Raw genomic sequence first — 11644 nt, forward strand, 5'->3', positions numbered from 1 at the left:
GCCCGGTGACTAGCGCGTGCCGCGCGACGTGGCGGCGCTGCCCGGCGCGACGGCGCCGCGGGCTTCGACCTTCTGTTCAAGACGCTGGATGCGTTTTTCGACACGCGCGAGCGCGTCGCGCGCTTGCGCCAGTTCCGCGTTGAAGTCGCCAAGCGCGCTGCGACGCACGAGTTGCGGGTTCTCGTCCAGCAGATATTCGGTGGCCGTGTCGAGCAGATTGCGGCCGGTGCGTTGCACGTGTTCGCCGACCGCGCGCACGATCGACCCCACTCGCCACGCCGGCCCGTCGCCGATCAGTTTGGCCAGATCTTCTTCCGGCTCCCAGCGCAAGTGCTCCGCGAGTTTCGCGATGACGGTCGCGAACTCGGCGTCGCCTTCTATCTTCACGTGCTTCATGACGGCCGCCTGGCCGCCCTGCACGAAGGCGGGCAACGCGTCGGACGGCACGGAGAGCGTCACGTCGAACTGCTGCGCGTCGGTTTCGCCGATGGTGCCGAGATAGCCGTCCGGCTGCACGAGCAGCGTGAGCACGACGGGCGGCGACGACAGTCTGGCGGTCTTGCCCGCATAGGGAGCGAGGCGCTCGCGAGCCCACGATTCGCGGGCGAGCAGATGATTGACAGCGGCGACAAAGGGCTTGGCGGCGAGGGTCATTGAAAGTGGCAAGAAAAAACCCGCGCGAGCGACTGCCCGCGCGGGTTCCTATTGTAACGTCCGTTCGCTTCGCGGCCTGCTCGGCCGAACGGCTAACCGCGGTGAATGGAGAGCGGCCGCAAGAGAACGTCGAAGCGGGCCTTGCAAGCTGCGGACGCCGGATCGCAACCGGCGCTGCACGCCCGCGCCGCTTTAGTGCTGCGCGACCTGCTGGATGCCGGCGAGCAGCCAGCCTTCGCCCGGACGGTTCGCCTTCGACAGGTTCCAGACTTCGACGAACGGCTCGGCCGCCGCGCCCGGCGCTTCCCGAATCAGGCCGGAGAAGCGCACGCTCGCGAAGTACTCGTTCGCGCGTTCTTCGACGCCGAGCAGGTCGGCGTTCAGCTGCACGACGTCCGTCTGATTCTTCTCCGCGCCGCGCGAGGCCAGGTCGACGCGCACCTCGGCGAACATTTCCGGCGTGGTGAACTCGCGGATGTCGTCGATATTGCCCACGTCCCACGCGGCTTGCAGGCGCACGAAATAGACCTTGGCGTTGCGCAGGAATGCATCGGAGTCGAAGCCGGCCGGCACGCTCGGCGTGGCGTTGACCGACGGCGTAGTGAGCGGATTGCCTTGCGGTTCGAGATACGAGCCCGTCGGCGGCGCCGTATAGCGCGGCTCCTGCGTGTAGCCGGTAGCGCCCGAATTCAGCGACGGCGAGTGACCCGCATAAGCCGGTTGCGACGCATCGCGTTTGCGGCCCATGAAGCGGCGGACGAGCCAGATGCCGATCATCGCGAGCACCGCAATCACGATGACGTTGGCCATGGCGCCCGCGAACGCGCCGCCCAGACCGAAGTGCGACAGCAGCGCGGCAATGCCGAGGCCGGCAGCAAGGCCGGCAATCGGCCCGAGCCAGCGCGAGCGGTTGGGCTGGGCAGCCGGGGTGGGAGCCGGCGCGGGAGCCGGTTGCGCGCGCTGCTGCATGGCCGGATTGGTGGGCGCCGGTTGCGACGGCGCGGCCTGCTGCTGAACGGTGTTCGACTGACGGCCGATGCTACGTCCACCGCCCATGCGGCGCGCTTCGGCGTCGAGCGACGCGACGGAGCCGGCGACGATCAGACCGACCATGGCGATCAGTCCGATTCTTCTCACCAGCGACCGCTTAACCTTACGGGGAGATAACAGCACTGAATCGAACATTTCGCACTTTCCTTTAAAAATCGATGGGTTGGAGACCCTAGTATTTGGTCCCCACATGTAAAGCTACCACGCCAGCTGACAAATTGTAATATTTGACGCCGTCGAGACCCGCTTGTTCCATCATTGTTTTTAAAGTTTCCTGATCCGGATGCATGCGGATCGACTCCGCGAGGTAGCGGTAGCTCTCCGCGTCTTTTGCAAAGCGCTCGCCGAGCCACGGCAACACCTTGAATGAATAGACGTCGTAGGCCTTTTTCAGCGGATCCCACACCTTCGAAAATTCCAGCACCAGCAGGCGTCCGGCCGGCTTCAGCACCCGGCGCATTTCTGCCAGCGCGACATCCTTATGCGTCATGTTGCGCAAGCCGAATGCCACGGTGACCACGTCGAAGTAATTGTCCGGAAACGGAATTTTCTCGGCATCGCAGAGCAGCGCGGGCGTGATCACGCCCTTGTCGAGCAGCCGGTCGCGACCCACGCGCAGCATGGACTCGTTGATGTCCGTGTGCCAGACCTCGCCGCTTTCGCCCGCCTGTTTCGCGAATGCCTTCGACAGGTCGCCCGTGCCGCCCGCGATGTCGAGCACCTTGTAGCCCGGCCGCACGTTGGCCTGGGCGATCGTGAACATCTTCCACGCCCGGTGCAACCCGCCCGACATCAGGTCGTTCATCAGGTCGTAGTTGGCGGCGACCGAGTGGAACACGCCCGCCACCTTCTGCGCCTTTTCCTGTTCGTCGACCGATTGAAAGCCGAAGTGGGTTTTGCTCATCGCGCTTGTCCTTTCCGCGTATTCTCAAATGTTGCGCCGCATCAGTGCGGCGGGCCTGGCGAATCGTATCAGTGACGGTGACCGTGCGCAGCGCCCGGCGGGGCCATCGGCGCGTCGCGATCGACGCCGGCCTTGGCGAGTTTGTCGAGATACGCGCGCCAGAGTTCATCCTGGCGCCGCGCCAGGTCGTAGAGCAGATCCCACGAATAGATGCCGGTGGAGTGTCCGTCGGAGAAAGTCGGCTGGATCGCGTAGTTGCCGACGCCCTCGATCATCGTGATGGTCACGTCGCGCTTGCCGGTTTGCAGCGTTTCCTGGCCAGGGCCGTGACCCTGCACTTCCGCCGACGGCGAATACACGCGCAGCAGTTCGAAGGGCAGCCGGTACGATTCGCCGCTTGCGTACTGCAATTCGAGCACACGCGACTTCGCATGCACGACGACGCCGCTCGGCACCGGAGTATCGGGGGTCAGTCCGCTCATGATGGCCTCAATATGAAAACGCCGCCGCGCCCGCATGCGCCCCGTGAGGCCATGGCGCGAAACGGCGGTGATGGGCGCTCAGGCGAGCGCCTGTTCGATTTCCTGCCGCACCGCCTCGCGCAGCAGCGTGGCTTGCGCGCGGCGCGACGACAGCATCGCTTCGGACACCGTGCGCTGCCGCGGCGCCCAGATCGGCAGAGGAAAATGAGCGTCGTTCGAAAACCGCGGAATGACGTGCCAGTGCACGTGCGGCACCTGGTTGCCGAGGCTCGCGAGATTCACTTTGGCCGGCTGGAGAATGCGCCGCATGGCGCGCTCGACCGCATACACGACCTTCATCACGCGATCGCGGCCCGCCGCGTCCAGATCCGAAAACTCCGCCACATGCTCGTTCCAGATCACCCGGCAAAACCCCGGGTAATCGTGTTCGTCGGCGAGGACGACACGCAGGGTGTCGTCCTGCCACAGCACATCGCCGCCATCTTCACGGCAAAAAACGCAATCCATCGTCGTCCTCAGGCAAAAATCGTCAGTCGTGCCATTAAACCAGCACGCGCTCGATTCCGCCATTGTTCGCCCGCTGCACGTAGTCGACCATCCAGTCTTCGCCGAGCACATGCCGCGCCATCTCGACGACGATGTAATCCGCCTCGATGCCCGCGTCTTCGTTGTAGCGCGACAGGCCTTGCAGGCACGACGGGCAGCTCGTGAGAATCTTCACGTCGGTCGCGCCCTTCGGCTGCGGACCGTCGCCGGCCTTCAGCACCGAACCGTTCGCCGCACCGGCTGCGCCCGCCGATGCATTGGCCGGGTTGATCGCGTTCGCACCCGCTTCGGCGACGAGCGGTATGCCGCGCAATTTGGCCGCACCCTTGCGGATTTCCTCTTCCTTGCGGAAACGCACCTGCGTCGAAATGTCTGGACGCGTCACCGCGAGCGTGCCCGACTCGCCGCAGCAGCGATCGTTCTTCTCGATCTTGTAGCCGTCCTTTTCCGAGCCCATCAGCGAATTGACGAGCTTGACCGGGTCCATCGTCTTGATCGGCGTGTGGCACGGGTCGTGGTACATGTAGCGCGTGCCCGTGACGCCGTCGAGCTTCATGCCTTTTTCGAGCAGGAACTCGTGAATGTCGATGATCCGGCAACCCGGGAAAATCTTGTCGAATTCATAACCGGCGAGCTGGTCGTAGCACGTGCCGCACGACACCACCACCGTCTTGATGTCGAGATAGTTCAGCGTGTTGGCGACGCGATGGAACAGCACGCGGTTGTCCGTGACGATCTGCTCGGCCTTGTCATACTGGCCGGAGCCGCGCTGCGGATAGCCGCAGCACAGATAGCCCGGCGGCAGCACCGTTTGCACGCCTGCTTCCCACAACATCGCCTGGGTCGCGAGACCGACCTGCGAAAAGAGCCGCTCGGAGCCGCAGCCGGGGAAGTAGAACACCGCTTCCGTGTCGGCCGTGGTCGTCTTCGGATTGCGGATGATCGGGACAATCTTGTTGTCCTCGATGTCGAGCAGCGCGCGCGCGGTTTTCTTCGGCAGATTGCCCGGCATCTTCTTGTTCATGAAGTGGATCACCTGCTCGGTGACCGGCGGCTTGCCGACGGTAGCGGGCGGATGCGCCGTCTGCTTCTTCACGAACTTCTTGAGCACCTCGTTGCCGAGGCGCTGCGCCTTGTAGCCGATGCCCATCATCGCGGTGCGCGCGAGATTGATGGTCTGCGGATTCGTCGCGTTCAGGAAGAACATGCCGGCCGCGTTGCCAGGATTGAACTTCTTCTTGCCCATCTTGCGCAGCAGGTTGCGCATATTCATGGTCACGTCGCCGAAGTCGATCTTCACCGGACACGGCGTCACGCATTTGTGACAGACCGTGCAGTGATCGGCGACGTCGCCGAATTCGTCCCAGTGCTTGATGGACACGCCGCGGCGCGTCTGCTCTTCGTAGAGGAACGCCTCGACCAGCAGCGAGGTCGCGAGAATCTTGTTGCGCGGGCTGTACAGCAGGTTCGCGCGCGGCACGTGCGTCGCGCACACCGGCTTGCACTTGCCGCAGCGCAGGCAATCTTTGATCGACTCGGAAATCGCGCCGATGTCGCTCTGCTGCATGATCAGCGATTCATAGCCCATGAGGCCGAAGCTCGGCGTGTAGGCATTGCGCAGATCGGCGCCTTCCAGCAGCTTGCCCGCGTTGAAGCGGCCGTGCGGATCCACGCGCTGCTTGTATTTGCGGAATTCGCCGATTTCGTCGTCGGTCAGGAATTCGAGCTTGGTAATGCCGATGCCGTGCTCGCCGGAGATCACGCCGTCGAGCGAACGCGCCAGCTTCATGATGCGCGCGACCGCCTTGTGGGCGTCCTGCAGCATCTCGTAGTTGTCGGAATTGACCGGCAGGTTGGTGTGCACGTTGCCGTCGCCCGCGTGCATGTGCAGCGCGACGAACACACGGCCGCGCAGCACCTGCTTGTGGATGGCCTGAGCTTCGTCGAGGATCGGCTTGAACTCGCCGCCGTTGAAGATCTGGCGCAACTCCGCACGGATTTCCTGCTTCCACGACACGCGGATCGTGCGGTCCTGCGTGACATGGAACACGGTCGCGTCCGGCTGCGCGTCCACGCGGTCCGCGAACTTCTCGGCGAGCGCCTCGTAGCCGAGGCCGACCAGATAGTGCTGCGCCTCGCGCAGCGACAGGTCCAGCCTGTCGCGCAGGAACTCCCAGCGCGTGCGCACGCGCTTGAGCAGATCCAGCGCCTGTTGCACGCGGTCTTCGAGCAGCTCGGCGCTCGGGATTTCGTTGGCGTCGTCGCTCTTGCCGAGCGGCAGCTTGCCACCCTTGAAAAACGCCTCCAGCGCGTCGACGAGCTGCAGCTTGTTCTTGATCGACAGCTCGATGTTGATGCGCTCGATGCCGTCCGTGTACTCGCCCATGCGGTCGAGCGGAATCACCACGTCTTCGTTGATCTTGAACGCGTTGGTATGCTTCGCGATGGCCGCCGTGCGGCTGCGGTCGAGCCAGAAGCGCTTGCGCGCCTCGGCGCTCACCGCCACGAAGCCCTCGCCGCTCTTGCCATTGGCCATGCGCACCACTTCGGACGTGGCCTGCGCCACGGCGTCCGCATCGTTGCCGACAATGTCGCCGATCAGCACCATCTTCGGAAATGCGTTGCGCTTGCTCTTCGTCGCATAGCCGACCGCGCGCAGGTAGCGCTCGTCGAGGTGTTCGAGGCCGGCGAGAATCGCGCCGCCCTGCTTCGACGTTTCGAACAGGTAGTCCTTGATTTCGACGATGCTCGGAATCGCCTCGCGCGCCTGGCCGAAGAATTCCAGACAGACGGTGCGCGTGTGCGCCGGCATCTTGTGCAGCACCCAGCGCGCGGACGTGATGAGACCGTCGCAACCTTCCTTCTGCACGCCCGGCAGGCCGGCGAGGAATTTATCCGTGACGTCCTTGCCGAGGCCTTCCTTGCGGAACACGCGGCCCTTGATGTCGAGCGACTCCGTGCGCAGCAGCTTCTCGCCCGGCGCATAGTTGCCGTCGAACCATTTCAGCTCGAAGCGCGCCACCTCCACGTCGTGAATCTTGCCGAGGTTGTGCGCAAGACGCGTGACTTCCAGCCAGTTGCCTTCCGGATCGACCATGCGCCACCAGGCGAGGTTGTCGAGCGCCGTGCCCCACAGCACCGCCTTCTTGCCGCCCGCGTTCATCGCGACGTTGCCGCCCACGCAGGAGGCGTCGAGCGAAGTCGGGTCGACGGCGAACACGAAGCCGGCCTGCTCGGCCGCCTCGGTCACGCGCCGCGTGACGACGCCCGCGCCGGAGAAAATGGTCGGCACCTTGCGGTCGACGCCCGGCAGTTCGGTCATTTCCACCGCGCCCAGTTGCTCGAGCTTTTCCGTGTTGATGACGGCGGAGAATGGCGTCAGCGGCACGGCGCCGCCGGTGTAGCCGGTGCCGCCGCCGCGCGGAATCACGGTGAGTCCAAGCTCGAAACACGCCTTGATCATGCCGGCGATCTCGGCCTCGGTATCCGGCGTCAGCACGACGAACGGGTACTCCACGCGCCAGTCGGTCGCGTCGGTCACATGCGAAACGCGCGACAAACCGTCGAACTTGATGTTGTCCTTTTGCGTGACGCGGCCGAGCACTTTGGTCGCGCGGCGGCGCAGATCGTAAGTCTTCTGAAACTCGCTTTCGAATTCGTCGACGGCACGACGCGCGGCCTGTACCAGCGTTTCGACGCGCGCGGCACGTTCGACGCCCGCTTCGTCGCCATGTTCGGTCAGATCGGCGCGGCGGCGCTTCTCGATTTCCGACAGACGGTGATGCAGCGCCTCGATCAGCATCGCGCGGCGCTTGGGGTTGTCGAGCAGATCGTCCTGCAAGTAAGGATTGCGGCGCACCACCCAGATGTCGCCGAGCACTTCATAGAGCATGCGCGCCGAGCGGCCGGTGCGGCGCTCCGCGCGCAGTTCGGCCAGCACCGACCATGCGTCGTCGCCTAGCAGACGGATGACGATTTCACGGTCGGAAAACGACGTGTAGTTATAGGGAATTTCGCGCAGGCGCGCTTCAGGATCGGCGGCGACCGCGGCGGCGGCTCCGTGCGGATCGAAAACTTGAGGTGCGTTCATGTGTGGACGACTCGGTAGATCAGCCCGGCGCGCTCATGGCGAGGCGCCGGCTGACGGTGCGCGTGGGGCGCAATGCTTGGAAATCTTCTTGGAGCGAAGCGCCACCGACGGCCTACCCACGTCGGTCGCTTCGCGGCACTCAGATACTGCTACACGATCGTGCGTGGCGGACGTGACGCTCCGCCGCGGGGCACGACTCACGCGGGACGGGCATCAAGTGGGCGATCCGAGGCTGCCAGTGCATCTTCCGATCCTTATTCCAAAATGGAATTCTACCGCATCGGCCAGCGAGGCGTTGACGGCCGGAATCGGAGCGGCGGACGATACCACGGCCGCGCCGCGAGGGCCGCCGGGCGGCACTGGTGCGGCCCCGGTGCGGCCCGCGTGCGGTCCCGCTGCGGCTTGTGGGCACGCCGTGCGGCCTGCTACTGCGGCGCGCGCGGCGTCAGGTGCTCATGTGGAGCGCCGGATCAGGCGAGCTTTGTCACCATCAGCCAGAAAATGCCGAGAAAAGCGAAGAACGCGAGCGCGCCGAGCGCGACCCAGATCCACAGCATTCGCCAGTAGGCGGCGGTGAGCGGACCGCCGGTCTCGGCGCTGACCCGTGCCGACGCGGCAAGGCGCATCTGCAGAAACACCACCGGCAGCCAGCAGGCAATCGCCAGCACATATAGCGCGATCGACCAGGCGAGCCAGCGGCTTGCGAGCGGCATGTTCGCGAGATGCACGAGGTAGAACCCGGTGGCGGGCTGGATAATCGCCGTGGGCGTCGTAAACAGCCAGTCGGCGAGCACGACGAGCTTTGTCACGCGCGCGATCGTCCGCGGATCGCGGCCGAGGCTCGTCAGCAGCATGTAAAAGGCGGAGCCGATGCCGGTGCCGAACAGAATCGTCGACGAAAGCACATGCAGCCATTTGATGACGAGGTAAGTCATGGCTCACTCACCAAGGTGGCGAACGGCCGGCCGCGTCCCGCCGCGGCCGCGCGGCTGAGCCGCCGTCGAACTGGATCAGCAGGATCAGCAGCGCGATCATGGGCAGGTTCTTCGAGAGCGGCCCATACGGATGCAGCCAGAACTCCGGCAGGCGCCAGCTGATCAGCGCCGTGTACAGCACGATCAGCGCGATCTGCAAGACCCAAAGGCGCGCGCGCGACCCGAGGCGGCGCGGCCACGCGAGCGAGAGCACGCCCAACACCAGGTCCAGCAATGCCGCTCCATAGAGCAGCAACGGCCCCAGCGCCGCCGGCGCGCCGACCCGCGCGAGCAGTTCGAGGCTCGACGCGCGCGGATAGAGGCCCGCGGACACAATCGCGGTCCAGATCCACACCGCCGCGATCGATGCCCGCAGCAAAGGCAGCAGCCACATCAGGCGCGCCGGTGTGCCGAAGCTTTCGGGGTCTGCGGGCATGTCGGACAGCGCGCGCGGCGGCCGGCCGACCAGCCGCTCGAAGCGCTCGGTCGGCGCGACGTTGCCACGCTCGAGCATCGCGAGCGCGTCGGCGTTCATCAGCGAGCCGGGCAGCAGCGCGCCGAGCCGCGTGGCGAACCGGACGAGCGCCATCGGCACCGGCACGACCCAGCCGCGCGGGCCGCCCGCTACGCGCTGCAAAACGGCCAGATAGTCCTTCAATGTCATCGGCTCCCTACCCACGGCGGGGACGCGGCGCGGCGGCCCCGCCGTCGCCCCCGGCCTATCCCTGCCCGGGGCAGCCAGCGCCCCCGCCACGATCAGTTCGACGACATCGTCGATATGAACCGGCTGGATGCGCTGAGCACCCGAACCCGGCAGCGGCACCACCGGCAGCGTGGCCCACGCGGCGAAAAAGCGCGTGCTGCGGCCCTCGGGCGCAAAGACGAGCGACGGCTGCACGATCAGCGACGACACCGGCAGCGCAAGCAGCGCCTCGTCGGCGGCGAGCTTGCTGCGGTGATAGGCGGTTTGCGCGCTGGCATCGGCGCCGAGCGCGGAAATCTGAACAATGCGCCGCACGCCCGCAGTGACGGCGGCTTTGAAGAGTGCGACCGGCGCCTCGGTGTGCAAGCGCCGGAAGTCGTGGCCGGTCGCGTCGCTGAAGATGCCCACGGCATTGATCACCACGTCGACGCCCGCGAGGAGCGGCATCCAGCTTGCTACATCGCGGGCAGCGGCGAAGTCCACGTGCACGAGCCTGCAGCCGCGCAAGCGCTGTGCGGCGCCCACGGGATCCCGCACGCCGCACACGACGGAATGGCCCGCCGCGACAAGCGCCTGCGCGACCCGGGCGCCGATCATGCCGGTAGCACCTGCAAGGAAAATCACCATGGCTCTGGAGGTTCGACCATTAGAAGACATCGTGCTGCCGGGGCTCGTTGCCGGCGCGCTCTCGACGCTCGCGCTCGGCGCCTGCGCGCGCCTCATCGGCAAGCGCGCGACCGCGCCAGTCAGTGCCGTGAGCCACTGGGTGTGGCCGCAAGAAGTGAACCAGACGGCCCGCCCGCGCCCGCGCCATCTGGTGACGGGGCTGGCGATCCATCATCTGATGTCGATCGGCTGGGCCGCCGTGAATGCGTACACGCTGGCGGCCGTGCAGGAGACGGTCGAAGCCGCCCGCGCGTCGCGCGCCGAGCACAGGCGACGCGTTGCGCTCGCGAGTGCGTTGACGGTGGTCGCCGCCTTTAGCGACTACGTGATCGTGCCGAAGCGCTTTACGCCGGGCTTCGAGTTTCACTTGCGCGTGCCGCAGATCACCGTCGTGTATGTGGCATTCGGCGCCGGGCTGGTGGCGCCGTTTGTGGTCGAAGATTTTTGCCGGAGACGGCGAGTCGCCACCGCGCGCCCATGACCCGGCGCTTGCGGACATCCATCCCCGACTTGCGGCAGCGCGGCACGCGGGATGCTGATTCACTACGACGAATCAGCCATCACGGAGGCCCAGCATGCCAGATCCCGCACCGAAAACCGGACATATCGAACAGCAACCGGTGCCCGGCCACACGGAAAACATTCCGAGCGACGGCTCGGATGAGCGGCCCGACAACCACCGCCTCGAAGACGCCGCCCCGACGGCTGGCCCCGATACCAAGCCCGGCACGCCGCCCGGCTCGCAAAGCGACGCGGATCGCACGCGTGCGCCGGACTGAGTCGGGCTTGCGCCGGAACACAGCGCTGACTGCAGGCGCCAGCAACCGCCACGACCAGGAGTTCCCATGACAAGCGAATCCGCCCGCCCGACGCCGCCGCGTCAAACGCCGAACGATCCGACGGCCGGCGACCGCCGCCTGTCCGACGAGCAGAAGCAGTCGGCGAGAGATGAGCCCGCGCCGCCCGACCCCGGCCGCGGCGCAGACCTGCCCGATCCGAACGAAGTCGGCGAGGACGGCTAGGCCGCATCCCCAACGCAAGACCACAAGGAGAATCGCGATGGCAAGCAAGCAACCCGCCGCATCCGCGGCGCTACGGGCCACTTTCCGGCTGTTCGCGAACGGCGAGCGCGTCCTTGCGCAAAATGTCGACGGCAAGCTGATCGACATCGGCGCGCTGGAAACGAAAGCCGACCGCTACGCCGTACGGCTCGACGTCGACCCGCCCGAACTGCAACCGTCGCATTCGGTGGATGCCGCGCTGCGCGCCGTCTCTTCGCAAATGAGTTTCGACTATCTCGACGGGCTTTTCACGAGCGAAGCCCCGGTCGATTTTCACGGCGACCTGTTTGCGCTGCCGCACGTCGAGTGGCAGCTCGACGAACCGTTGCCGCGCGAGCTCACTGACGGCAAGCCGCCGCATATCTTCTAGCACGCTTGCAGACTGAACCGGCGTGGGCCTCATCGCGGGGCCCGATGCCGCGCGGACCACTGCGGGGCCGGTGCGCGCACCGTTGGCGCTATTATGGATGCTTTTCCGCCTTCCACAGCGCATCGCGCCACTCGCATGGCCTCC

12 protein-coding genes are annotated in these 11644 nt (G+C 65.9%); 4 read left to right on the forward strand and 8 right to left on the reverse strand.

Going from position 1 to position 11644, the window contains the following annotated elements:
* Window positions 1-9 precede the first annotated feature (9 nt).
* From ACEN8U_RS30115 to ACEN8U_RS30150, 8 genes are all read right to left on the reverse strand, one after another.
* A complete protein-coding gene (locus ACEN8U_RS30115; protein ID WP_015001597.1) occupies window positions 10-654 on the reverse strand; it encodes an SCP2 domain-containing protein in 645 nt (214 codons plus the stop codon).
* A 192-nt stretch (window positions 655-846) separates the two neighbouring features.
* A complete protein-coding gene (locus tag ACEN8U_RS30120) occupies window positions 847-1839 on the reverse strand; it encodes a Tim44 domain-containing protein (RefSeq protein WP_310105073.1) in 993 nt (330 codons plus the stop codon).
* A gap of 37 nt (window positions 1840-1876) precedes the next feature.
* Window positions 1877-2608, reverse strand: coding sequence for a bifunctional demethylmenaquinone methyltransferase/2-methoxy-6-polyprenyl-1,4-benzoquinol methylase UbiE (gene ubiE / locus ACEN8U_RS30125; protein ID WP_015001595.1), 732 nt, complete (start codon window positions 2606-2608; stop codon window positions 1877-1879).
* 68 nt (window positions 2609-2676) lie between these two features.
* Window positions 2677-3090 (reverse strand): gamma-butyrobetaine hydroxylase-like domain-containing protein, encoded by a 414-nt coding sequence (locus tag ACEN8U_RS30130; protein ID WP_013587097.1) that lies wholly within the window; start codon window positions 3088-3090, stop codon window positions 2677-2679.
* Between the two features lie 78 nt (window positions 3091-3168).
* The gene (locus ACEN8U_RS30135) at window positions 3169-3597 is read right to left on the reverse strand and encodes an HIT family protein (protein ID WP_013587096.1); all 429 of its coding nucleotides are present in this window, start codon (window positions 3595-3597) and stop codon (window positions 3169-3171) included.
* 34 nt (window positions 3598-3631) lie between these two features.
* Window positions 3632-7726: an FAD/FMN-binding oxidoreductase gene (locus tag ACEN8U_RS30140; RefSeq protein ID WP_310105070.1), complete on the reverse strand. Its 4095-nt coding sequence runs from the start codon at window positions 7724-7726 to the stop codon at window positions 3632-3634.
* Window positions 7727-8196: 470 nt separating this feature from the next.
* Window positions 8197-8661, reverse strand: coding sequence for a DUF2269 domain-containing protein (locus ACEN8U_RS30145; protein ID WP_310105067.1), 465 nt, complete (start codon window positions 8659-8661; stop codon window positions 8197-8199).
* A gap of 7 nt (window positions 8662-8668) precedes the next feature.
* Window positions 8669-10000, reverse strand: coding sequence for an SDR family oxidoreductase (locus ACEN8U_RS30150; RefSeq protein ID WP_413658304.1), 1332 nt, complete (start codon window positions 9998-10000; stop codon window positions 8669-8671).
* Window positions 10001-10028: 28 nt separating this feature from the next.
* Between ACEN8U_RS30150 and ACEN8U_RS30155 the strand changes: the two genes are divergently transcribed.
* From ACEN8U_RS30155 to ACEN8U_RS30170, 4 genes are all read left to right on the forward strand, one after another.
* Window positions 10029-10550 carry a hypothetical protein gene (locus ACEN8U_RS30155; RefSeq protein ID WP_310105061.1) on the forward strand — a complete coding sequence of 174 codons (522 nt, stop codon included), beginning with the start codon at window positions 10029-10031 and terminating at the stop codon, window positions 10548-10550.
* A 94-nt stretch (window positions 10551-10644) separates the two neighbouring features.
* Window positions 10645-10848, forward strand: a complete 204-nt coding sequence (locus ACEN8U_RS30160) for an MARCKS-like protein (protein WP_310105058.1) — start codon at window positions 10645-10647, stop codon at window positions 10846-10848.
* Window positions 10849-10914: 66 nt separating this feature from the next.
* Entirely contained in the window at window positions 10915-11091 is a 177-nt protein-coding gene (locus ACEN8U_RS30165) for a hypothetical protein (RefSeq protein WP_167330863.1), read from the forward strand.
* Window positions 11092-11128: 37 nt separating this feature from the next.
* Complete coding sequence (locus tag ACEN8U_RS30170; protein ID WP_013587090.1) at window positions 11129-11500, forward strand: hypothetical protein; 372 nt, start codon at window positions 11129-11131, stop codon at window positions 11498-11500.
* Window positions 11501-11644 lie beyond the last annotated feature (144 nt).

Origin of the sequence: Paraburkholderia phenoliruptrix (assembly GCF_047325075.1) — a bacterium.
In the GTDB taxonomy this organism is placed as follows: Bacteria; Pseudomonadota; Gammaproteobacteria; order Burkholderiales; family Burkholderiaceae; genus Paraburkholderia; species Paraburkholderia phenoliruptrix.

Coding starts and splice junctions, on each gene's coding strand:
- ACEN8U_RS30115 (WP_015001597.1), bottom strand. CDS start 654: ATGACCCTCGCCGCCAAGCCCTTTGTCGCCGCTGTCAATCATCTGCTC.
- ACEN8U_RS30150 (WP_413658304.1), bottom strand. CDS start 10,000: ATGATCGGCGCCCGGGTCGCGCAGGCGCTTGTCGCGGCGGGCCATTCC.
- ACEN8U_RS30140 (WP_310105070.1), bottom strand. CDS start 7,726: ATGAACGCACCTCAAGTTTTCGATCCGCACGGAGCCGCCGCCGCGGTC.
- ACEN8U_RS30135 (WP_013587096.1), bottom strand. CDS start 3,597: ATGGATTGCGTTTTTTGCCGTGAAGATGGCGGCGATGTGCTGTGGCAG.
- ACEN8U_RS30120 (WP_310105073.1), bottom strand. CDS start 1,839: ATGTTCGATTCAGTGCTGTTATCTCCCCGTAAGGTTAAGCGGTCGCTG.
- ACEN8U_RS30155 (WP_310105061.1), top strand. CDS start 10,029: ATGGCTCTGGAGGTTCGACCATTAGAAGACATCGTGCTGCCGGGGCTC.
- ACEN8U_RS30145 (WP_310105067.1), bottom strand. CDS start 8,661: ATGACTTACCTCGTCATCAAATGGCTGCATGTGCTTTCGTCGACGATT.
- ACEN8U_RS30130 (WP_013587097.1), bottom strand. CDS start 3,090: ATGAGCGGACTGACCCCCGATACTCCGGTGCCGAGCGGCGTCGTCGTG.
- ubiE (WP_015001595.1), bottom strand. CDS start 2,608: ATGAGCAAAACCCACTTCGGCTTTCAATCGGTCGACGAACAGGAAAAG.
- ACEN8U_RS30165 (WP_167330863.1), top strand. CDS start 10,915: ATGACAAGCGAATCCGCCCGCCCGACGCCGCCGCGTCAAACGCCGAAC.
- ACEN8U_RS30160 (WP_310105058.1), top strand. CDS start 10,645: ATGCCAGATCCCGCACCGAAAACCGGACATATCGAACAGCAACCGGTG.
- ACEN8U_RS30170 (WP_013587090.1), top strand. CDS start 11,129: ATGGCAAGCAAGCAACCCGCCGCATCCGCGGCGCTACGGGCCACTTTC.